19 protein-coding genes are annotated in these 22681 nt (G+C 61.5%); 15 read left to right on the forward strand and 4 right to left on the reverse strand.

Annotation, left to right across the window (positions count from 1 at the left end; all coding sequences use genetic code 11):
• Positions 1-144: 144 nt before the first annotated feature.
• The 6 genes from gcvH to ACIPOO_RS05200 all read left to right on the forward strand — a co-directional run bounded on the left by gcvH (position 145) and on the right by ACIPOO_RS05200 (position 7332).
• Entirely contained in the window at positions 145-528 is a 384-nt protein-coding gene (gene gcvH / locus ACIPOO_RS05175; protein WP_274135143.1) for a glycine cleavage system protein GcvH, read from the forward strand.
• 10 nt (positions 529-538) lie between these two features.
• Entirely contained in the window at positions 539-3403 is a 2865-nt protein-coding gene (gene gcvP, locus ACIPOO_RS05180) for an aminomethyl-transferring glycine dehydrogenase (protein WP_400604857.1), read from the forward strand.
• A gap of 167 nt (positions 3404-3570) precedes the next feature.
• Complete coding sequence (locus ACIPOO_RS05185) at positions 3571-4947, forward strand: L-serine ammonia-lyase (RefSeq protein WP_400604859.1); 1377 nt, start codon at positions 3571-3573, stop codon at positions 4945-4947.
• A 70-nt stretch (positions 4948-5017) separates the two neighbouring features.
• On the forward strand, positions 5018-6139 hold the full coding sequence (gene gcvT / locus ACIPOO_RS05190; RefSeq protein ID WP_274135140.1) for a glycine cleavage system aminomethyltransferase GcvT: 1122 nt from the start codon (positions 5018-5020) through the stop codon (positions 6137-6139).
• A gap of 393 nt (positions 6140-6532) precedes the next feature.
• Positions 6533-6745, forward strand: a complete 213-nt coding sequence (locus tag ACIPOO_RS05195) for a cold-shock protein (RefSeq protein WP_007934683.1) — start codon at positions 6533-6535, stop codon at positions 6743-6745.
• A 98-nt stretch (positions 6746-6843) separates the two neighbouring features.
• Positions 6844-7332, forward strand: coding sequence for an RDD family protein (locus tag ACIPOO_RS05200; protein ID WP_400604862.1), 489 nt, complete (start codon positions 6844-6846; stop codon positions 7330-7332).
• A 173-nt stretch (positions 7333-7505) separates the two neighbouring features.
• Here ACIPOO_RS05200 and lptG read toward each other — a convergent pair whose 3' ends face one another.
• Positions 7506-8567, reverse strand: coding sequence for an LPS export ABC transporter permease LptG (gene lptG, locus ACIPOO_RS05205; protein WP_400604864.1), 1062 nt, complete (start codon positions 8565-8567; stop codon positions 7506-7508).
• Positions 8560-9678 carry an LPS export ABC transporter permease LptF gene (gene lptF / locus ACIPOO_RS05210; RefSeq protein ID WP_400604866.1) on the reverse strand — a complete coding sequence of 373 codons (1119 nt, stop codon included), beginning with the start codon at positions 9676-9678 and terminating at the stop codon, positions 8560-8562. Before lptF ends, lptG begins: the two co-directional genes overlap by 8 nt.
• 340 nt (positions 9679-10018) lie before the next feature.
• Here lptF and ACIPOO_RS05215 point away from each other — a divergent pair, with 340 nt between their 5' ends.
• The 5 genes from ACIPOO_RS05215 to rlmF all read left to right on the forward strand — a co-directional run bounded on the left by ACIPOO_RS05215 (position 10019) and on the right by rlmF (position 16805).
• Positions 10019-11509 carry a leucyl aminopeptidase gene (locus tag ACIPOO_RS05215; protein WP_274135136.1) on the forward strand — a complete coding sequence of 497 codons (1491 nt, stop codon included), beginning with the start codon at positions 10019-10021 and terminating at the stop codon, positions 11507-11509.
• Between the two features lie 58 nt (positions 11510-11567).
• On the forward strand, positions 11568-11996 hold the full coding sequence (locus ACIPOO_RS05220; protein ID WP_400604868.1) for a DNA polymerase III subunit chi: 429 nt from the start codon (positions 11568-11570) through the stop codon (positions 11994-11996).
• A gap of 7 nt (positions 11997-12003) precedes the next feature.
• The gene (locus ACIPOO_RS05225) at positions 12004-12450 is read left to right on the forward strand and encodes a DNA polymerase III subunit chi (RefSeq protein ID WP_400604870.1); all 447 of its coding nucleotides are present in this window, start codon (positions 12004-12006) and stop codon (positions 12448-12450) included.
• Between the two features lie 313 nt (positions 12451-12763).
• Entirely contained in the window at positions 12764-15610 is a 2847-nt protein-coding gene (locus ACIPOO_RS05230) for a valine--tRNA ligase (RefSeq protein ID WP_400604872.1), read from the forward strand.
• 172 nt (positions 15611-15782) lie between these two features.
• Positions 15783-16805 carry a 23S rRNA (adenine(1618)-N(6))-methyltransferase RlmF gene (gene rlmF / locus ACIPOO_RS05235; protein WP_400604874.1) on the forward strand — a complete coding sequence of 341 codons (1023 nt, stop codon included), beginning with the start codon at positions 15783-15785 and terminating at the stop codon, positions 16803-16805.
• 200 nt (positions 16806-17005) lie between these two features.
• On the opposite strand, the gene ACIPOO_RS05240 is transcribed toward rlmF, so the two are convergent.
• The gene (locus ACIPOO_RS05240) at positions 17006-17287 is read right to left on the reverse strand and encodes an HU family DNA-binding protein (protein ID WP_274135131.1); all 282 of its coding nucleotides are present in this window, start codon (positions 17285-17287) and stop codon (positions 17006-17008) included.
• Between the two features lie 431 nt (positions 17288-17718).
• Here ACIPOO_RS05240 and ACIPOO_RS05245 point away from each other — a divergent pair, with 431 nt between their 5' ends.
• The 4 genes from ACIPOO_RS05245 (at position 17719) to ACIPOO_RS05260 (ending at position 21607) form a co-directional block, all read left to right on the forward strand.
• Positions 17719-18705: a hypothetical protein gene (locus tag ACIPOO_RS05245; RefSeq protein WP_400604876.1), complete on the forward strand. Its 987-nt coding sequence runs from the start codon at positions 17719-17721 to the stop codon at positions 18703-18705.
• Positions 18706-18832: 127 nt separating this feature from the next.
• On the forward strand, positions 18833-19834 hold the full coding sequence (yejK, locus tag ACIPOO_RS05250; protein ID WP_274135129.1) for a nucleoid-associated protein YejK: 1002 nt from the start codon (positions 18833-18835) through the stop codon (positions 19832-19834).
• Positions 19835-19839: 5 nt separating this feature from the next.
• Positions 19840-20190, forward strand: coding sequence for a glutaredoxin family protein (locus ACIPOO_RS05255; RefSeq protein WP_274135128.1), 351 nt, complete (start codon positions 19840-19842; stop codon positions 20188-20190).
• A 499-nt stretch (positions 20191-20689) separates the two neighbouring features.
• Complete coding sequence (locus tag ACIPOO_RS05260; RefSeq protein ID WP_400604879.1) at positions 20690-21607, forward strand: hypothetical protein; 918 nt, start codon at positions 20690-20692, stop codon at positions 21605-21607.
• A 24-nt stretch (positions 21608-21631) separates the two neighbouring features.
• Here the strand turns inward: ACIPOO_RS05260 and ACIPOO_RS05265 are convergent, their stop codons facing one another.
• The gene (locus ACIPOO_RS05265; protein WP_274135126.1) at positions 21632-22564 is read right to left on the reverse strand and encodes a glutathione S-transferase family protein; all 933 of its coding nucleotides are present in this window, start codon (positions 22562-22564) and stop codon (positions 21632-21634) included.
• Between the last annotated feature and the right edge of the window lie 117 nt (positions 22565-22681).

Genomic DNA, 22681 nt, shown 5'->3' on the forward strand with positions numbered 1-22681 from the left:
AGCACTGTACTTGTAAATCATCCCAAATCCCGCCAAAACCCTTGATTTAAAGGCCTCGCACCAGGTTGGCCGCAAACTTGCTATGTCTCCTGCATAACGCTCGCGCCGACGACGAGCGATGGCTTTTCTATTGAGGGTGACCAGATGACCGAGTTGCGTTTTACCGAAGATCACGAGTGGCTGCGTGCCGAAGCAGACGGCAGCGTCACAGTCGGGATCACCGCATTCGCGCAGAATGCATTGGGTGACGTGGTATTCGTGCAACTGCCTGAACTGGCGTCCTACGACAAAGGCGCCGAAGCCGCCACCGTCGAATCGGTCAAGGCCGCCAGCGGTGTGTACATGCCCCTGACCGGCGAAGTGGTCGAGGTCAATCCGGCGCTGGACGCCAACCCTGAACTGGTCAACGAAGACCCGCTGGGCGAAGGCTGGTTCTTCCGCTTCATCCCGTCCGACGCCGCCGCTGTCGGCCAACTGCTGGATCAGGACGCCTACGACCGTCTGATCAAAGCCAACGCCGAAGCCTGAGGAGCGCGACATGACTGACCGTATCGAACTGAGCACCGCCAACGAGTTCATCGCCCGTCACATCGGTCCGCGTGCCGACGACGAAAGCGCTATGCTCGCCACCCTGGGTTTCGACTCGCTGGAAGCCCTGAGCGCCAGTGTCATCCCTGAATCGATCAAGGGCACCAGCGTGCTGGGCCTGTCCGCCGGGCAAAGCGAAGCCGACGCACTGGCCGATATCAAGGCCATCGCCAGCAAGAACCAGCTGTTCAAGACCTACATCGGCCAGGGTTACTACAACACCCACACCCCGGCGCCGATCCTGCGCAACCTGCTGGAAAATCCGGCCTGGTACACCGCCTACACCCCGTACCAGCCTGAAATTTCCCAAGGCCGCCTGGAGTCGCTGCTTAACTTCCAGACCCTGATCAGCGACCTGACCGGCCTGCCGATCGCCAACGCCTCGCTGCTGGACGAAGCCACTGCTGCTGCCGAAGCCATGACCTTCTGCAAACGCCTGAGCAAGAACAAAGGCAGCCACAAGTTCTTCGCATCGGCCCACTGCCATCCGCAAACCCTGGACGTACTGCGTACTCGCGCAGAACCTCTGGGCATCGAAGTGGTGGTCGGTGACGAGCGCCAACTGAGCGATGTCAGCGAATTCTTCGGCGCCGTGCTGCAATACCCGGCCAGCAACGGTGATGTGTTCGACTACCGCGAACTGGTCGAGCGCTTCCACGCCGCCAACGCACTGGTGGCCGTGGCCGCCGACCTGCTGGCCTTGACCCTACTGACCCCGCCGGGCGAATTCGGCGCTGACGTGGCCATCGGCAGCGCGCAACGCTTCGGTGTTCCGCTGGGCTTCGGTGGTCCGCACGCCGCCTACTTCTCCACCAAGGATGCCTATAAGCGCGACATGCCAGGCCGTCTGGTGGGCGTGTCCATCGACCGTTTCGGCAAGACCGCCCTGCGTCTGGCCATGCAGACCCGCGAGCAACACATTCGCCGCGAGAAGGCCACCAGCAACATCTGCACCGCGCAAGTTCTGCTCGCCAACATCGCCAGCATGTACGCCGTCTACCACGGCCCGGTCGGCCTGACCCGCATCGCCAACCGCGTGCATCACCTGACCGCGATCTTCGCTGAAGGCTTGAGCCAACTGGGCCTCAAGCCTGAGCAAGCGTTCTTCTTCGACAGCATCACCCTGAACACCGGCGCGAAAACTGCCGAACTCCACGCCAAGGCACGCGCCCTGCAGATCAACCTGCGCGAAGTGGACGCCGAGCGCCTGGGCCTGTCGCTGGACGAAACCACCCAGCAAGCCGACGTTGAAGTGCTGTGGAAACTGTTCGCCGCAGATGGCCAGGCCCTGCCTGACTTCGCCGCCCTGGCACAAAACATCGAAGCGCGCCTGCCCGCAGAATTGAAGCGTCAGTCGCCGGTGCTCAGCCACCCGGTGTTCAACCGCTACCATTCCGAAACCGAGCTGATGCGCTACCTGCGCCGTCTGGCCGACAAGGACCTGGCGCTGGACCGCACCATGATCCCGCTGGGCTCGTGCACCATGAAGCTCAACGCCGCCAGCGAAATGATCCCGGTGACCTGGGCCGAGTTCGGCAACCTGCACCCATTCGCCCCGGCGGAGCAGAGCGCCGGCTACCAGCAACTGACCGACGAGCTGGAAGCCATGCTGTGCGCGGCCACCGGCTATGATTCGATCTCCCTGCAACCGAACGCCGGCTCCCAGGGCGAGTACGCAGGCCTGCTGGCCATTCGTGCCTATCACCGGAGCCGTGGCGATGAACGCCGCGACATCTGCCTGATCCCCTCTTCGGCCCACGGCACCAACCCTGCTACCGCCCAGATGGCCGGCATGCGCGTGGTGGTGACCGCTTGCGACGCCCGCGGCAACGTAGACATCGAAGACCTGCGCGCCAAAGCCATCGAGCACCGCGAACACCTCGCCGCGCTGATGATCACCTATCCGTCGACCCACGGTGTGTTCGAGGAAGGCATCCGCGAAATCTGCGGCATCATCCACGACAACGGCGGCCAGGTTTACATCGACGGCGCCAACATGAACGCCATGGTCGGCCTGTGTGCACCGGGCAAGTTCGGTGGCGACGTGTCCCACCTGAACCTGCACAAGACTTTCTGCATCCCTCACGGCGGTGGCGGCCCGGGCGTCGGCCCGATCGGCGTAAAATCGCACCTGGCCCCGTTCCTGCCGGGCCATGGCAAGATGGAGCGCAAGGAAGGCGCGGTCTGCGCAGCGCCATTCGGCAGCGCGAGCATTCTGCCGATCACCTGGATGTACATCCGTATGATGGGCGGCGAAGGCCTCAAGCGCGCTTCGCAGCTGGCAATCCTCAACGCCAACTACATCTCCCGTCGCCTGGAAGAGCACTACCCTGTGCTGTACACCGGCAGCAGCGGCCTGGTGGCCCACGAATGCATCCTGGACCTGCGTCCGCTGAAGGAAACCAGTGGCATCAGCGTCGATGACGTGGCCAAGCGCCTGATCGACTTCGGCTTCCACGCCCCGACCATGTCGTTCCCGGTGGCGGGCACGCTGATGATCGAACCGACCGAAAGCGAGTCCAAGGAAGAACTGGATCGCTTCTGCGACGCGATGATCAAGATCCGCGAAGAAATCCGCGCGGTCGAAAGCGGCGCCCTGCACAAGGACGACAACCCGCTGAAAAACGCCCCGCACACCGCAGCGGAGCTGGTCGGCGAGTGGAGCCATCCGTACAGCCGCGAGCAGGCCGTGTACCCGGTCGCGTCGCTGATCGAAGGCAAATACTGGCCACCGGTCGGCCGCGTGGACAACGTTTTCGGCGACCGCAACCTGGTCTGCGCCTGCCCGTCCATCGAAAGCTATCAGGACGCGTGACAGGTATAAGCTAAACCTCTGTAGCAGCACGGCTTGCCGGCGGGAGCGGTGTGTCAGACATCCACTCGCTGACTGATACAACGCTCCCGCCGGCAAGCGGAGCGCCGCCCGGCCGGGCTGCTACGGACCGCACGTCCTCAAACCATAATAATGACCGGAGCCTGACCATGTCCCTGAGCGTGTTTGACCTGTTCAAGATCGGCATCGGCCCCTCAAGCTCCCATACCGTGGGCCCGATGCGCGCCGCTGCACGCTTCGTCGAAGGCCTGCGCCGTGACGACCTCCTGACCGCGACCGCCTCTGTGAAAGTCGAGCTCTATGGCTCCCTCGGTGCCACCGGCAAAGGCCACGGCAGCGACAAGGCCGTGTTGCTGGGCCTGGAAGGCGAGCACCCGGATACCGTCGATACCGAGCACGTCAGCGAACGCCTGCAACTCATTCGTGGCAGCGGGCGTATCAATCTGCTGGGCGAGCACAGCATCGAATTCATCGAAAAGCAGCACCTGCTGATGATCCGCAAGCCTTTGGCCTACCACCCCAACGGCATGATCTTCCGTGCCTTCGATGGCGCTGGCCTACAGATTCGCAGCCGCGAGTACTACTCGGTCGGCGGCGGATTCGTGGTGGATGAAGACGCCGCCGGTGCCGACCGGATCGTCGAGGACAGCACCGTGCTGCCCTACCCGTTCAAGACCGGCAAGGAATTGATGGCCCACTGCGCAAGCACCGGGTTGTCGATCAGCCAGGTGATGCTGGCCAATGAAGGGGCGTGGCGACCGGAAGCGGAAACCCGCGCAGGCCTGCTGAAGATCTGGCAGGTCATGCAGGATTGCGTCGAAGCCGGTTGCCGCAACGAGGGCATCCTGCCGGGTGGGCTGAAGGTCAAGCGTCGGGCGGCTGCGCTGCATCGTCAGCTGTGCAAGAACCCGGAAGCGGCCCTGCGCGATGCGCTGTCGGTGCTGGACTGGGTCAATCTGTATGCCCTGGCCGTCAACGAAGAAAACGCCAACGGCGGGCGCGTGGTCACAGCGCCCACCAACGGCGCGGCGGGAATCATCCCGGCGGTGCTGCATTACTACATGCGCTTCATCACCGGCGCCAACGAAGACGGCGTGGTGCGCTTCCTGCTGACGGCGGCAGCCATTGGCATTCTCTACAAGGAAAACGCCTCGATCTCAGGCGCCGAAGTCGGCTGCCAGGGTGAAGTCGGCGTGGCCTGTTCCATGGCGGCTGGCGCGCTGTGCGAAGTGCTGGGCGGTAACGTGCAACAGGTCGAGAACGCTGCCGAAATCGGCATGGAACACAACCTGGGCCTGACCTGCGACCCCATTGGCGGCCTGGTTCAGGTGCCCTGCATCGAGCGCAATGCCATGGGCTCGGTCAAAGCCATTAACGCAGTGCGCATGGCGCTGCGCGGGGATGGCCAACATTTCGTGTCGCTGGACAAGGTCATCCGCACCATGCGCCAGACCGGCGCCGACATGAAAAGCAAATACAAGGAAACAGCCCGTGGCGGGCTGGCCGTGAACATTATCGAGTGCTGATCCCAGCCCCCTCTTATCGTGTTCGGCGCCACCGGGCTGCCGACACGGACATGCATTCAAGGAGTCATCGATGTCCCAAGATCTGTTGAAAACCCCGCTAAACGCCCTGCACCGTGAACTGGGCGCGAAGATGGTCGAATTCGCAGGCTACGACATGCCGGTGCAGTACCCGGCTGGCGTCATGAAAGAACACCTGCACACCCGCGAACAGGCCGGCCTGTTCGACGTGTCGCACATGGGGCAGATCCTGCTCAGCGGCGCGAATGCCGCCCAGGCGCTGGAAACCCTGGTCCCGGTGGACATCATCGACCTGCCCGTCGGCATGCAGCGTTATGCCATGTTCACCAATGAAGCCGGCGGCATCCTCGACGACCTGATGGTCGCCAATCTGGGTAACGACCAACTGATGCTGGTGGTCAACGCCGCGTGCAAGGAGCAGGACCTGGCTCACCTGCGCAAGCACATCGGCAATCAGTGCGAGATCACTCCGCTGTTCGAAGAGCGCGCCCTGCTCGCCCTGCAAGGCCCGCAGGCCGTGACCGCGCTGGCTCGCCTGGCCCCTGAGGTCGCGAAAATGACCTTCATGCAGTACACCTCAATGCCGATTGACGGCATCGACTGCTACATCAGCCGCTCGGGCTACACCGGCGAAGACGGCTATGAAATTTCGGTGCCGGCTGACCAGGCCGAATCCCTCGCCCGTCGCCTGCTGGCCGAGCCAGAAGTGGCCGCCATCGGCCTTGGCGCTCGCGATTCGCTGCGTCTGGAAGCAGGCCTGTGCCTGTACGGCCACGACATGAACACCGAAACCACGCCAATCCAGGCCAGCCTTTTGTGGGCGATTTCCAAGGTGCGCCGTGCCGATGGCGCTCGCGCCGGTGGCTTCCCGGGCGCCGAGCAAGTGTTCGCCCAGCACCAAAGCGGTGCAGCCAGCAAGCGTGTCGGCCTGTTGCCGCAAGAGCGCACGCCCGTTCGCGAGGGCGCGCAAATTGTCGATGCCGATGACAAGCCAGTGGGTACCGTGTGCAGCGGCGGCTTCGGGCCGACCTTGGGCGCACCCGTGGCGATGGGCTATGTGGACGCTGCGTTCACAGCACTCGACACCCCGCTGTGGGCCATCGTGCGCGGCAAGAAAGTCCCGATGAAAGTGAGCAAAATGCCTTTTGTTTCGCCACGTTACTTCCGCGGCTGACGGCTGACGTCAAAAAACAAGGCACCGCAACAGTGCATTTGACTGTTGCGGTGCTGCAACGTGACGCCGTTCAAAACAGCAATGAAATTGTCAGAAAACTGCACTTGATTACCCGCTTTAACAGTAAAAACTATCGATCACCCCGCCGTGGTTAAAGTTTTCAAAAAGTGGCCGAAAGCCCCTGAATCCGGGCTTATCCGGGGCTTGTTTTTTCTGCGGGAGTTAGCGTAGAGTTTCTCAACTGTGTTTGCATAGGTCGCTGGGATCGTGACCTGGGCAGTAGCGCCAAAAGCAATGCTACATCCCGCTCTACGTTTCTTCTTCCTGCAACCAGCCCAGTACTCTTTCGTGTGAAAGGGGCTGTCATTAATTTATGCTCCAAGGAATAAGAAAATGTCTCAACGTCAGAGCGGTACCGTTAAGTGGTTTAACGACGAGAAAGGTTTTGGTTTTATCACTCCAGAGAGCGGTCCGGATCTGTTCGTCCACTTCCGCGCTATTCAGGGCAACGGCTTCAAGAGCCTGAAAGAAGGCCAGAAAGTGACCTTCGTTGCTGTGCAGGGCCAGAAAGGCATGCAGGCTGACGAAGTACAAGCTGAAGGCTGATCGCCCAACGCACAAAAAGCCCCTGATGGCGACATCAGGGGCTTTTTTATGCCTGCGATTTCGTACACTGCACCCATCCCGGTGAACGAGCGCTGCCCATGTCCAGACACCTGTTGCGTCCTCAAGGCGACTTTCCTCCCGCAGGGCTGGGCAGGCGCCTGGCGGCGATTTTCTATGACGCGCTGCTGTGCGTGGCGCTGCTGATGGTCACCACCTTCATCTACAAACTGATCTGGATGGGCTTCGTCGGCGAGGCGAAGTTGCGGCAGATGTCCGAGTCCGGCGCACTGGATGGCGACCCACTGCTGTCCACCCTGCTGTTTTTTGCGCTGTTCGCCTTCTTCGCCAAATTCTGGACCCACGCCGGGCAGACGCTGGGCATGCAGGTCTGGGGCATCCGCGTGCAGAACGCCGATGGCACCGGGATCAGCCTGTGGCAGGCGCTGCTGCGCTTCGTGGTGGCGATCGCCTCATGGCTCTGCGTGGGCCTGGGGTTCTTCTGGAGCCTGTTCGACAAGCAGAAACGCAGCTGGCACGACATGTATTCCGAGACACAGTTGGTGCGTATTCCGAAGCAGAAGAAATAGCGCCGGCCCCTGTAGGAGCGCGCTTGCCCGCGAGGCGTCGTGTCATCCGACATCGGCGTGCCTGAAGCACCGCGGTCGCGGGCAAGCGCGCTCCTACAGGTCATCGTTTGGCCTGAATGCCGGGCACAAAAAAGCCGACCCTGAGGTCGGCTTTTCCCGTTACGCAGAAGCGATCAACCCGCCCGACGCAACAACCACACCCCCGCCAGCGCACAGATCCCGGCCGGCACCAGCACCGCGAACAGCGGCGAGAAGCCGAACACCAGGCTCGATGGGCCCAGCAGGTCCTGGGCGATGCGGAAGGTGAAGCCCACCAGCACGCCGGTGAAGACACGCTGGCCCAGAGTCACCGAACGCAGCGGACCGAAGATGAACGAGATCGCCATCAACACCAGCGCCACGGTCACCAGCGGTTGCAAGATCTTGGTGTAGAACGCCAGCCAGTAACGGCCGTTGTTCAGGCCCTGGTCGGCCAGATAATTCGCGTAGCCGTACAGCCCTGTCATCGACAGCGACTCGGGAGGCAGCACCACCGTGCTCAGCAGTTGTGGGCTCAGGGCAATGTCCCAGCGCTCTTCAGGGGCCGTCACGACTTCGGTACGGCCTTCGTGGAAGACGGTCGTGGTGACGTCCTTCAGCTCCCAATAGTCCTTCTTGAAGTTGGCCTGTTTGGCGAAGCTGGACGACAGCATGTGACGCTGGTCATCGAAGTGGTAGCGCGTCACACCGTAGAGCAAACCATTGGGTTGCACGGTGTTGATGTGGATGAACTCCTCGCCCTGACGGTGCCACAGGCCGCGCTTGGCGCTCTGTGCATCGCCAGTGCCCTGGGCCAGCGAACGCGCTGCCTGGGCCTGCGCCTCGGTGACCGGGGCCACGTACTCACCGATCAGAAGACCGGCCACCATCAGCACCAGCATCGGCTTCATGACCGCCCAGACGATCCGGCCAATCGACACGCCAGCGGCGCGCATGATGGTCAGTTCGCTGCTGCTGGCCAGGGTGCCCAGGCCGATCAGGCAGCCGATCAGCGCGGCCATCGGCAGCATGTCATAAAGGCGACGCGGCGCGGTCATGACCACGAAGCTGCCCGCATCCCAGAAGGTGTAGGTGTCGCTGATGTCGGCCATCTCGTCGATAAAGGCGAACAGCGAGGCCAGACCGAGGATGATGCCCAGTACGGCGAGAATCGCCATGAACACGCTTTTGCCGATGTAGCGATCGAGCTTAACCATGAGCCACCTCCGACGCTGCGCGGCGGCTGGCCATTTTCAGGCGCAGAGGCTCCCAGTACAAAAGTCCCAGCCCGATGGACAGGAATATCGCGTGCACCCACCACAAGCCCAGCACCATCGGGATCTTGCCCTTCTCCAGCGCACCGCGAGCGGCAATCAGGATCGTCAGGTAGGCCATGTACAGCAGGATCGCCGGCAGCAACTTGAGGAAGCGGCCCTGACGCGGGTTGACGCGGGCTAGCGGCACCGCCATCAGCGTCACGATGAACACCAGGATCGGCAGGGAAACCCGCCATTGCAGCTCGGCCTTGTTGCGGGCGGTGTCTTCTCCGCTCAGCAGCTCGCTGGTCGGGATCGCGTCGCGGTCGGTGATCTCATCGCTGATTTCAGGCTTGGGCAGCAGTGCACCGTAGGTGTCGTACTTGATCACGCGGTAGTCGGCCTGACCGGGGTTGCCGTCGTAGCGATAGCCGTTTTCCAGAATCAGGTAGCGGTTGCCGTCAGGCTTGATCTCCTGGCGCCCCTTCTCGCCCACCAGCACGGTGATGCCGTGGTCCTTCTTCTCGTCGAGCTTCTTCTCGGAGATGAACACGCCGCCCAGGTTGATCCGGTCGTCGGTCATGGTTTCGGTGTAGGTCACGCGGCTGCCGTCGCGCAGCAGCTGGAAACGGCCCGGCACCAGGGTGTCGAACTCGGTCATCGCATCCTGCTTGTTGATCAGCAGCTGGAACTGGGTCGCGCCTTGCGGGGCCAGGCTGAAGCTCAGCCAGGCGACCAGAAGCGAAACCAGGGCGGCTGGCGCCAGGGTCATCCACAACAGGCGCTGCTGGCTCATGCCGGTGGCGGCGAGGACCGTCATTTCGCTTTCCAGGTACAGGCGCCCGTAGGCCAGCAGGATGCCCAGGAACAGGCCCAGCGGCAGGATCAGTTGCAGGAAGCCCGGCAGACGAAAGCCCATGATCAGAAACAGCACGCCCGGATCGAGCGCACCGGACGCAGCCTGGGCCAGGTACTTGATGAAACGGCCACTCATGATGATTACCAGCAGCACGGCGCTGACAGCGCTCAAGGTAACCAGCACTTCTCGGGACAGGTAACGGAAGACAATCAAACCAGACACTCCAGGGTTGTCAGGCTAAGACAGCCTGACAAGGAAATGGATCAGCCATGATGCTCGCGACGGAGAACCACCGAAAAAATATGCGGCATTATCCTGTGATTGGGTGTGTCTGTCACTGCGTGCGCCGGATACTTCTTGCAACTGTATCGACAAGCCCGCCACACAAGACGTAGCACTGGCGTGCCAGACCTGCGCTTTGCGGGGTTGTCATCACACCTTGGCCGGGGTCAAACTGCGGGCCATGCCGCTGGCGTGGCGAAGCGAGACATCTCTGGCCGCGCCAGCCGCGAACTCATTTTGCGTAACCCACAGTTTATTCGGGGACCCCGACATGGAATTGGTTGTTAAGAGCGTCAGTGCAGAAACCTTGAAAACCGCCACCCTGGTGGTCGCCGTCGGCGAAGGCCGCGCGTTGAGCGAAGCTGCACAAAGCGTCGACACCCTGAGCGGCGGCGCGATCAGCGCGGTGCTCAAGCGCGGCGACCTGGCCGGCAAGGTCGGCCAGAGCCTGTTGCTGCACAGCCTGCCAAACCTCAAGGCCGAGCGCGTGCTGCTGGTCGGCACTGGCAAGGATGCCGAGCTGAGCGACCGCCAGTTCCGCAAGATCGTCAGTGGCGCGCTGAACACCCTGAAAAGCCTGGGCGGCACCGATGCGGCATTCGTGCTGGATCAACTGAGCGTCAAGAACCGCGACATCTACGGCAAGAACCGCCTGCTGGTGGAAACCCTGGCCGATGGCGAATACGTGTTCGATCGTTACAAGAGCCAGAAAGCCGACCCGCGCGCCCTGAAGAAAGTCACCCTGCTGACCGCCAAGGCCAACGTCGCTGACGTCGAGCGCGCCGCCAAGCACGCGCAAGCCATCGCTGCCGGCATGGCCGTGACCCGCGATCTGGGCAACATGCCGCCAAACATCTGCCACCCGACCTACCTGGGCGAACAGGCCAAGGCACTGGGCAAGGCCACCAAGGGCCTGAAAGTCGAAGTGTTCGACGAGAAGAAAATCGAAGAACTGGGCATGGGCTCCTTCCTCGCCGTTGGCCAGGGCAGCGCCCAGCCGCCGCGCCTGATCGTGATGCAGTACTCCAACGGCAAGAAGAGCGACAAGCCTTTCGTGCTGGTCGGCAAGGGCATCACCTTCGACACCGGCGGCATCAGCCTCAAGCCGGGCGCGGGCATGGACGAGATGAAATTCGACATGTGCGGCGCCGCCAGCGTGTTCGGCACCCTGAACGCCGTGCTGCAACTGCAACTGCCGATCAACCTGGTGTGCATCATCGCTGCGGCTGAGAACATGCCGAGCGGCAACGCGACTCGCCCGGGCGACATCGTCAAGACCATGAGCGGCCAGACCGTCGAAATCCTCAACACCGACGCAGAAGGTCGTCTGGTGCTGTGCGACGCCCTGACCTACGCCGAACGCTTCAAGCCACAGGCGGTGATCGACATCGCGACCCTGACCGGCGCCTGCGTGGTTGCCCTGGGCGGCCATACTTCGGGCCTGCTGGGCAACAGCGACGCGCTGATCAACCAGGTGCTCGAAGCGGGCAAGCGCGCTGACGACCGCGCCTGGCAACTGCCGCTGTTCGACGAATACCAGGAGCAACTGGACAGCCCGTTCGCCGACATCGCCAACATCGGCGGTCCGAAAGGCGGCACCATCACCGCGGCCTGCTTCCTGTCGCGCTTCACCAAGGCCTACGAGTGGGCGCACCTGGACATCGCCGGTACCGCCTGGCTGAGCGGCGGCAAGGACAAGGGCGCCACTGGCCGTCCGGTTCCGCTGCTGACCCAGTACCTGATCGACCGCGCCGGCGTCTGACCCCGCTGCACAATGTTCCGACGCCCTGCGGGGCGTTGGCGCATGCTCTGGAAGAACCATGACCCAAGTCGATTTCTACATCCTGCCCAGCGCCGATCCACTTGCGCGCCTGGACTTCGCCTGCAAGCTCACCGACAAGGCCTGGCGCCTTGGGCACCGGGTCTACCTGCATTGCAGCGACGCAGCCCAACGTGAGGAGCTGGACGCCCGCCTGTGGCGTTTCAAGGGCGAAACCTTCGTGCCCCACGGCGCCATCGAGGATGACCAGGACGCCCCCGTGGCGCTGGGCATCGGCAATGATCCAGGCCCCCATCAGGATCTGCTGGTCAATCTGGACCTGCGTATCCCCGATTTTTTCAAACGCTTCGCTCGCATCGCCGAGATCGTCGTGGAGGAGCCGTCCATCCGGCTGGCCGCGCGGGAGAGTTTCCGCTTCTACCGCGAACAGGGCTATCCTCTGCAAGATCACCGACTGCAGCGTCTTTGAGCACACAATGGATAATTCAAAACCCCTTAAAGATCCCGCCCACCTGCTGGACGACCTCGAGTCGATCCGCCAGTTGCTCGGCGACGAATCCATGCAACCGCCACTGCTGACCGACACGCTCAACAGCGAAGGCCAGATCCCGCTGCTGTTCGACGTGGTCAGCGGCCAGGTGATTGCGGCGGATGACGCAGACATCCCGACCCTCGTAGCCGAGCCGCCAGCGGCCCCGGAGCCTGTCGCTGCGCCGCCTGCGCCTCAGGCCGCGCCAGAGCCTGCTGCGCAAGCGCCCGGTCCGAACCCGGATGACCTGCTGCACCTGGACAGCGAACTGCGCGCCGCCGCGCAGTTGATCATGCAAGACGTGATCGACGACTTCGCCCCGCACATCGAAAACGAAATCAAACGCCGCCTCGACGCACGGATGGAGCGGTTGCTCTCGCAATACAACAATTGAACCTGTAGGAGCGCGCTTGCCCGCGACGGCGCCCTCGAAATTGCCGACGCCGGCAAGCCGGACTGCTACGGATCGTGGGGGGCGTAGGTACGTCGGCAACCTGCAATCCGTAGGAGCGCGCTTGCCCGCGATTGCGGTGTGTCAGGCGTCGGATGGATCGACAGGCACACCGCCGTCGCGGGCAAGCGCGCTCCTACAAGTCCGACATATGCCACTCAGACGCTTGAATCTTCCCGCTTGTAGCTTGCAGCTGCCGTGAAAAGCTATACTTCCCGGCTTTTCCGACTCAAAGCAGATCAGGTTCCCGCCGCGCATGGACAAGACCTACCAGCCGCACGCCATCGAAACTTCCTGGTACCAGACCTGGGAGTCCGAGAATTATTTCGCTCCGCAAGGCGCGGGCGACTCGTACACCATCATGATTCCGCCGCCGAACGTCACCGGCAGCCTGCACATGGGCCACGGTTTCAACAACGCGATCATGGACGCCCTGATCCGTTTCCGCCGCATGCAGGGTCGCAACACCCTGTGGCAGCCGGGCACCGACCACGCCGGTATCGCCACCCAGATGCTGGTCGAGCGTCAGCTCGAAGCACAGGGCCAGAACCGTCATGATCTGGGTCGCGAGAAATTCCTCGAAAAAGTCTGGGAGTGGAAGGATCAGTCCGGTGGCAACATCAGCCGTCAGATCCGCCGCCTGGGCTCGTCGGTGGACTGGAGCCGTGAGCGCTTCACCATGGACGACGGCCTGTCCGAGGCTGTCAAAGAAGCGTTCGTGCGCCTGCACGAAGACGGCCTGATCTATCGCGGCAAGCGCCTGGTCAACTGGGACACCAAGCTGCACACGGCCATTTCCGACCTCGAAGTGGAAAACCACGACGAGAAAGGCAGCCTGTGGAACCTGCGCTACCCGCTGGCAGACGGCGCGAAAACCGCTGAAGGCCAGGACTACCTGATCGTCGCCACCACCCGTCCGGAAACCATGCTCGGTGACGCCGCCGTTGCCGTGAACCCGAACGATGAGCGCTACAAGGCCCTGATCGGCAAGTTCGTCGAGCTGCCGCTGGTAGGCCGTCGCATTCCGATCATCGCTGACGACTACTGCGACCCTGAATTCGGCACCGGCTGCGTGAAGATCACCCCGGCCCACGATTTCAACGACTACGAAGTCGGCAAGCGCCACAACCTGCCGTTGCTGAACATCTTCGACAAGAACGCCAACGTGCTGCCTGCCGCCCAGGTATTCAACCTCGACGGCACGCTGAACGAATCCATCGACGGCACCCTGCCTGCGCAATACGCAGGTCTGGACCGCTTCGAAGCGCGCAAGCAGATCGTGGCAGCCTTCGACGCCGCAGGCCTCTTGGTCAGCGTCGACGACCACGCCCTGAAAGTGCCGAAAGGCGACCGTTCCGGCACCATCATCGAGCCGTGGCTGACCGACCAGTGGTACGTCTCCACCAAGCCGCTGGCCGAGCCTGCCATCGCTGCCGTCGAAGATGGCCGCATCGCCTTCGTCCCGAAACAATACGAAAACATGTACTTCTCCTGGATGCGCGACATCCAGGACTGGTGCATCAGCCGCCAGCTCTGGTGGGGCCACCGCATTCCGGCCTGGTACGACGAGTCGGGCAAGGTCTACGTCGGCCGCGACGAAGCCGAAGTGCGTGCCAAGCACAACCTCGGCCCGGACGTTGCGCTGCAGCAGGACAACGACGTTCTGGATACCTGGTTCAGTTCCGGCCTGTGGACCTTCTCCACCCTGGGCTGGCCCGAGCAGACCGAATTCCTGAAAACCTTCCACCCGACCGACGTGCTGGTGACCGGTTTCGACATCATTTTCTTCTGGGTCGCCCGGATGATCATGCTCACCATGCATTTGGTGAAGAATGAAGACGGCACCCCGCAGATCCCGTTCAAGACCGTCTACGTGCACGGCCTGGTTCGCGACGGGCAGGGCCAGAAGATGTCCAAGTCCAAGGGCAACGTCCTGGATCCGCTGGACATCGTTGACGGTATCGAGCTCGAAGCCCTGGTGCAGAAACGCACCAGCGGCATGATGCAGCCGCAACTGGCCAAGAAGATCGAGAAGCAGACTCGCACCGAGTTCGCCGACGGCATCGCCAGCTACGGCACCGACGCCCTGCGCTTCACCTTCTGCTCGCTGGCGTCCACCGGTCGCGACATCAAGTTCGACATGGGCCGCGTCGAAGGCTATCGCAACTTCTGCAACAAGATCTGGAACGCTGCGCGCTACGTGCTGGACAAGGGCGAAGACTGCGGCCAGAACGGCGAGGCCTTCGAGCTGTCGCTGCCGGATCGCTGGATCATCTCGCAGCTGCAACGCACCGAAGCCGAAGTGACCCGCCAACTGGATCAGTTCCGTTTCGACCTCGCCGCCCAAGCGCTGTACGAGTTCATCTGGAACCAGTACTGCGACTGGTACCTGGAGCTCTCCAAGCCGGTGCTGTGGGACGAGAACGCGCCGATCGAACGTCAGCGCGGCACCCGCCGTACCCTGGTTCGCGTGCTGGAAGTGGCGCTGCGCCTGGCGCATCCGTTCATGCCGTTCATTACCGAAGAAATCTGGCAGCGCCTGGCGCCGCTGGCAGGTGCCGAAGGCAAGACCATCATGCTGCAACCCTGGCCTGTGGCCAACGAGGAGCGCATCGACGCGGCTGCCGAAGGCGACATCGAATGGCTCAAGGGCCTGATGCTGGGCGTGCGTAACATCCGTGGCGAAATGAACATCGGCCCGGGCAAGCCGCTGCAACTGTTCCTCAAGAACGTCAGCGCCGAAGACCAGCGTCGCCTGAACGAAAACGAGCACCTGCTGAAAAAGCTGGCCAAGCTCGAATCGTTCACCGTGCTGGCTGCAGGCGCCGAAGCGCCGCTGTCCGCGACCGCGCTGGTGGGCGAGATGGAAGTGCTGGTGCCGATGGCCGGCCTGATCGACAAGGGCGCCGAACTTGCGCGTCTGGACAAGGAGATCCAGCGCCTGCAAGGCGAAGTGCAACGTGTGGGCGGCAAGCTGTCCAACGCATCCTTCGTCGACAAGGCGCCGCCTGAAGTCATCGCCAAGGAACGCGCCAAGCTGACCGAAGCCGAACAGGCACTGGGCAAGCTGGCCGAGCAGCACGCGCGGATCGCCAGTTTGTAACAACCGAATCAGCCAGCCCCGTCACGGGGCTGGCTGATGACCCCAAACCCTGTAGGAGCGCGCTTGCCCGCGACGGCGGTGTGTCAGCCGACATCAATGTGTCTGGTTCGACGCCGTCGCGGGCAAGCGCGCTCCTACAGGGTTTTGTGTTCTCACGAGAATCGAATTCGTCATGACCACCCCAGACAAACCCAAACCCCCGCGCAAAAAGCCCAGGCCGGCCACAGCAGCCAAGCCCGCCGCCCCACGGGAGAAGGCCAGCCTGCACCCGCGCAATCGCCATCAGGGCCACTACGACTTCCCCAAGCTCATCAAAGGCTGTCCGGAACTGGGCCAGTTCGTGATCACCAACCCGTACGGCAAGGAAAGCATCGACTTCGCCAACCCCGCCGCCGTACGGGTATTCAACCGCGCCTTGTTGAAATCGTTCTACGGCATCGCCCACTGGGACATCCCGGCCGACTACCTGTGCCCACCGGTGCCTGGCCGCGCCGATTACGTGCACTTCCTCGCCGACCTGCTGGCTGAACGCAACGACGGCGTGATCCCCCGTGGCGCCGCCGTCAAGGCGCTGGACATCGGCACCGGCGCCAACTGCATCTACCCGCTGATCGGGCACAGCGACTACGGCTGGCACTTCCTGGGCTCGGACATCGACAAGATCGCCCTCGCCTCGGCCACCACCATCGTCAAAGCCAACAACCTGGGCAGGGCCATCAGCCTGCGCCAGCAGGACAACCGCAAGCACATCCTCGCCGGGCTGTTGCAGCCTGAGGAGCGCTTCGACATCAGCCTGTGCAACCCGCCCTTCCACGCCTCGGCCGACGAAGCCCTGCGTGGCAGCCAGCGCAAATGGCGGGCGCTGGGCAAGGCCGATCCCAAGCGCAAGCTGCCGGTGCTGAATTTCGGCGGTCAGGCGGCGGAATTGTGGTGCGAAGGTGGCGAGGCGCGGTTCGTGACGCAACTGATCAGCGAGAGTGCGCAGATACCTCATCAGGTGCTGTGGTTCAGCACACTGGTCTCCAAGGCGTCCAACCTGCCCTTGATCCAGAGCGCACTGAAGAAAGCCGGGGCACTGGAAAGCCAGGTGGTGGAGATGTCACAGGGCCAGAAGCAAAGCCGCTTCGTCGCCTGGACCTTTCATGACCCGGCGCAGCAGGCAGCGTGGCGCGCAGAGCGCTGGGGGAACCGATAACCCGCTAGCCGATGGCTGTTCTGTGGGAGCGAGCTTGCTCGCGAAGAGGCCTGTACAGTCAATACACATCTTCGCCCTGACTTCCGCCTTCGCGAGCAAGCTCGCTCCCACAGAAGCCCTGCGACCCAGAAACTACAGGCACAAAAAAACCGTGTCCGGATCACTCCGCCACACGGTTTCTCAACAAGTCGCGTGTTCGCTTACTTGTTGACTGCGTCGGTCAGCACTTTGGCTGGAACGAACTTGACGACTTTCTTGGCAGCGATTTCGATCGCAGCGCCAGTCGATGGGTTACGGCCAGTGCGAGCTGGACGCTCGGTGATTTTCAGCTTGCCGATGCCTGGCAGAGTGATTTCACTACCGTTTTCCAGTTGGTCAGCGACGATTTGGCCCAATTGGTCCAGAGCATTGCGCGCGGTGGTTTTTGGCGCGTCGATAGCTTCTGCGATATCGGCGATCAATTGGTCTTTAGTCAGAGCCATGGTGGTGTTCCTTCCCTATCAATTCATATGGTTTGCAGAGTGTGTACAGACGCGAAATGTAGATGCTGAAATCGGCCTTTGGTTCGGCCGAACGCCCACAAACTGCATGCTTGGCGCGCTTCGGTGCGCAAGACCGGGCAAAACTAGCACAGAGACGGACAAATATCCGCACCTGACTAGCCATTTGGTCAGGTTTATCGCAGCTATGGTTCAAAAATAGACAAAAGTCCCGGATTACAGGCCCAAAACGGCTCGCGCCACCCCGTGTCCGTTACGCGCCTGGCCTGTACGCCCCAGATGAGCACTGTCATTTGTGACAGTAGACAATGATCCGACGTTGGGCCTTAAATGCAGAGGCGTCCCCCCCAACCCCGGAGAGCTCATATCATGACCAAGGACTGGTTTCTCCCCCTCGCCGTGCATCGGCGCTGGTGCTGACCTTCGCTTTCACCAGCCCCGCTATCGCTGGCCTACCCGAAGAGTCGCTGCCCGACCATGCCCCGCTTCTGCTGTCGCAGATCTTCATCCCCTTGCCTGGCCTCGCCAAGCCCAAGCCTCCACCTTCGCCTCCCCCACTGGAGCCGTCCAAGACCCAGTTGCAAAAGCCTGCGACAGTGTTGGCAGACGTGAACAAGAATTACACCAAGACCGCCAACAACTGTACCCAGGCAGGCTCGGCGGTGGCGCGCGGCCTCTATTATTGCAGCGGCGTATTAGTGCGCACGGTGGACGACGGCAACTTTGCACCCTGGTCCTACAGCCCAACCGCCGTACAGATCGGCGCGACCTCCTATGCATGGCTACGCAGCGACACTGGCATCACGCAGATCTACCACCCGGCCGGTTTCATTCTGCGCAACCGCACGGACGCCATGAGCCGCAACCTGCCAGGCCTGGAAACGGGCTTTATCTGCATCTATCCGTTCGACTCTTCCACCAGCCCCGGCAATGGCATGAAAGGTTGTGGTCTCAAGCCTCGGGCATTGACCGACCTGCAGGGCAACAACAACGCCAAGTACGCTTACGGCTCCTGCGAAGGGATCGGGGTGCAGACCGCGGCGCAATGGAACGCCGACTTCAACAAGCAGGGCCAGGTGACGAGTAAGCAGTGCTCATGGAATGTCGAAGATCCGGTCGGCTGGCGGGCGTCGATCAGCGCACACTCGACCTACCCAAACCGGAGAACGCTGTGGAATGAACTGCTGCTCAGCAACTACAACAATGGCAACAGCATGCCGCAGTACATCTCGGCCTTCTTCTACGATGTCAAGAGAGCCGGTGGGCTCGCCGCGGCCAGGAACTTCCAGAAGAAAATGAATGCGGCCGGCTACAACGTCCCCATCCTGCGGCTGGACTTCACCGCAGCCGCCGCCAACCGCTTCTCCTACGTAGTGGCCGATCAGGCAGTGGTGCAATAAGCAGTGGGGCAGGGCCATCGGCGCAGCCTGGGCGCGATCATCCATCGACGCAGTTGCGTTACACTGGGTGTCTTTGCGCAAGGCGGCCCGATGGCCCCTGCCCCTCTTCGACGCACCGAGAAGCCCCATGCCGATCCGTCACTGCATTGTCCACCTGATCGAAAAGAAACCCGACGGTACGCCCGCAGTCCTCCACGCTCGAGACTCCGAACTCGCCGAGTCCCAGGCCATCGAGAACATGCTGGCCGACCTCAACGAGAACTACAACGCCAAGCAGGGCAAGGCCTGGGGCCTGTTCCACCCGGAATCGGGCGCGCACCCGTTCAGCGGCTGGCTGAAGGAATACCTGGACGACGGCAAGGACTTCACCGCCTTCAGCCGAGTGGCCGTCGAGCACCTGCAAAAGCTGATGGAAGAATCGAACCTGTCGGTCGGCGGCCACGTGCTGTTCGCTCACTATCAGCAAGGCATGACCGAGTACCTGGCCATCGCCCTGCTGCACCACAGCGAAGGCGTGGCAGTGAACGAGTCGCTGGACGTCACCCCGTCCCGGCATCTGGACCTGGGCCAATTGCACCTGGCCGCGCGGATCAACATCTCCGAGTGGCAGAACAACAAGGCCTCCAAGCAGTACATCTCGTTCATCAAGGGCAAGAACGGAAAAAAGGTATCGGAATATTTCCGCGACTTCATTGGCTGCCAGGAAGGTGTCGACGGCCCCGGCGAAACCCGCACTTTGCTCAAGGCGTTCAGCGACTTCGTCGAGAGCGAAGACCTGCCTGAAGAATCGACCCGCGAGAAAACCAAGGCCCTGGTCGATTACGCCAGCAGCCAGAGCAAGATGGGCGAGCCCATCGCGCTGGAAGAACTCTCCGGCCTGATCGACGAAGACCGCCCCCGCGCCTTCTACGAACACATTCGCAACAAGGACTACGGCCTGTCGCCGGAAATCCCCGCGGATAAGCGCACCCTCAACCAGTTCCGCCGCTTCACCGGGCGCGCCGAAGGCCTGTCGATCAGCTTCGAAGCGCATTTGCTGGGCGACAAGATCGAATACGACGAAGAAAAAGGCACCCTCATCATCAAGGGCCTGCCGACCCAGCTCACCGACCAGCTCAAGAGGCGCTGACTTCGATGCTCGTGCGCACCCTCAAGAAGTTCGTGCTGATCCTGCTGGTGGTCGTGGTCTACCAGAACTGGGGCAAGATCGAAAACTTCGTCCACCCCGACCCTACCGTGTCGGCGCAGGTCCAGAGCAATGCCAAGGTCACCCTGTACGCCACCGACTGGTGCGGCTACTGCAAACAGACCCGACGCTTCCTCGACAGCAAGGGCATTCCCTACACCGAGTACGACATCGAGAAGTCCAAGGAAGGCCGGAAGGCGTACGAGGCGCTGGGTGGTCGCGGAATCCCTTTGATCGACGTGAATGGCACGTTGATCAGAGGGTTTTCTCCGGAAGAGATACTGGCGGCGTTGAAGTAGCGGATCTGTTTGGCGGTCAAGGATACTGGCCCGCTGCCTGATCGGTTTGCTGGAACTGGAAGCGTTGGGCGGGGGGTGAGGAGAAGCTCAGGCGCAGGATAAAAACGCGCTTGCCCGTAGCCGCCATCTTTATCTGAGGCCTTTGTGCAATCCCGAGCCAATGGATTTGAGCACGTCATAAACTGCCGCAATCTAACTCAGCCTAACCTCAAACCTAACTTCGTTAGACGATTTCGCGATAGTGATAATTGCGATTTACGGCAGGCGCACAACTTGTGCTTATTGGAATCAATATTGTTTCGCGATAAACTCAATTTCGATTCGCTATATGAGTCTTGATCTAATGCAGACAATTGCCGGTGCATTCGGCGAGTTACAACACCTTCCACTAAAACTCCAACTACTATTCATTCTCTGACAGGCAGCATCCGGACTTTGACAAAGCGAGGCGTCATCTCCTATATGAAGCGGTATGCACCCAACAATGGAGATAACCGCCATGAAGGCAGCCCGGTACCTCGCCCCGCTATTGCTGATGCTGGTCGCTTGCTCATCACCACAAACAACGACGCCGTATGTACAGCTGCAAAGACCCGCTGCCGTACTGGCCGAGGTACTCAAGAATTACACCGAAACCAATACCGATTGCCGGGAATATGGAACCAACAAGCCACGCGGTCACTACTATTGCAGCGGGGTTCTGGCGAGAGCGGTGGATGACGGAAACTTTCTACCCTGGATGTACAGTCCGTCGGCAATCGCCATTGGGGCTACATCGTACTCGTGGATGAGACAGGATGTCAGCCAGACGCAACTTTACCATCCCGCAGGCTTTATTCTTCGCAATCGCATCGACGCGATTTCCCACAACCTGCCAGGACTGGAGTCAGGATGGATCTGCCTTTACCCCTACGACGCAGGCACGTCCACCGCCAACGGACATCGAGGCTGTGGTTACAGAGGGAGAAATAATGAGAAAGTCTCGGAACCGCTCCCTGACGATGACAACTCTCAATATGCATGGGGCTCTTGCGAACCGCTTGGTATCCTTACAGCCACCCAATGGGACAACCATTTCGCAAGCGTGGGATACCAACGCCCCCGACAATGTTCCTGGAATGTCGACAGCCAACATGGCTGGAACAACATGATTGCCTCGCGGGACGATTTCCCGCAGTTCAGGACCGTCTGGAACGAACTGCTGTTGACGAACTACGGCGACGGTTCGCAAATGCCCAAATACATCGCCGCCTTCTTTTACGACGTCAACAAGGCAGGCGGCCTGATCGCCGCCCAGCACTTTCAGGATAAGATGAATAAAGCGGGCTACAACGTCCCGATCCTGAGGATCAATTTTACCGTCACGCCCGGCCAGCGATTCAGCTACGTCGCCGGCGATCAGGTTGTCCCGCAATAGAAACAACCTGATCGGAGGCTCCGCTCAAGCGGTCTTTATCTGAAACCCATAGCGCGGGAAATGTGCATGCACGATACCCGCGCGCTCATCCTCGCGGCGCAGAATGATTTCTTCGCGCCCGGTGAATACCAATGCGCCTTGCACTGCATCAACCCCGTAATCCACCGCTGACACACTCACCTGCTGCCCTACTTCGAAACCGTTAGGGTCAACGAAGGCTTCTTCCGGTAAAGCTGTAGGCTCGGCCTTGCGCGCGATCTCCACTGCATCGGCCGAACTCAGTTCGCTGGCCGCGCCATGGCCAAAACCCAGCACGCGCTGATACCAGGCCAGCACGGCCGGGTAATCGTCCACCAGCGGCGCGGTGACGGGCGTCTGCTTCAGGAACCACAGGGTGTGGGCCACCGAGAAGTCGGCAATGGATGGCACGCCCAACAGGAAATCGCCGTTGCGCTCCAGTTGGGTTTCAAGACGGCTCATCAGCGTCGGCCATTGGTGCTGGGCCAATTCCAGCGGCACACGGGTCGCATTGCCACCATCGAACAGGGTCGCGCGATCAGCCACGAACGCCTTCACCGCTTCCGGCGGCACCTTGGCGAAGCGCACGGCCAACGAAGCGGGCTGGAATACCAGGCTGACGGCGTGCAGGAACAGCACCGAATCAGCCCAGTTGGCCAGGCTCGCCGAGGTGAACTCCTGGCCTTCGGGGTAGAAGGTGGGCGAGGTTTTCTCGGCTTCAAGACGGCGGGCAATCAACGCCGTGTCGCAATAGATGTCCGCGCCTACTTGCAGTACCGGCGTCTTGCGATAGCCACCGGTGAGGGCGGTGACATCGGGTTTGGGCATGATTGACGGGATGATGACCGAACGCCACGACAGGCCCTTGAAGCCCAGCATCAGGCGCGCCTTCTCGGAGAACAGCGACGTTGGATAGTGATGCAGGATCAGCTCACTCATGTTTCGACCTCGGGGGCGAATGCATTGAATCCGGGAATGACGAACTTACATCGCTCCCCGGCCACGGTACTCAGACAGCGGTCCAAGTTGAGCGTTGCCAGCGATAACCACAAGTGA

The organism is Pseudomonas sp. NPDC090201 (genome assembly GCF_044746825.1).
Classification (GTDB): domain Bacteria; phylum Pseudomonadota; class Gammaproteobacteria; order Pseudomonadales; family Pseudomonadaceae; genus Aquipseudomonas; species Aquipseudomonas putida_AD.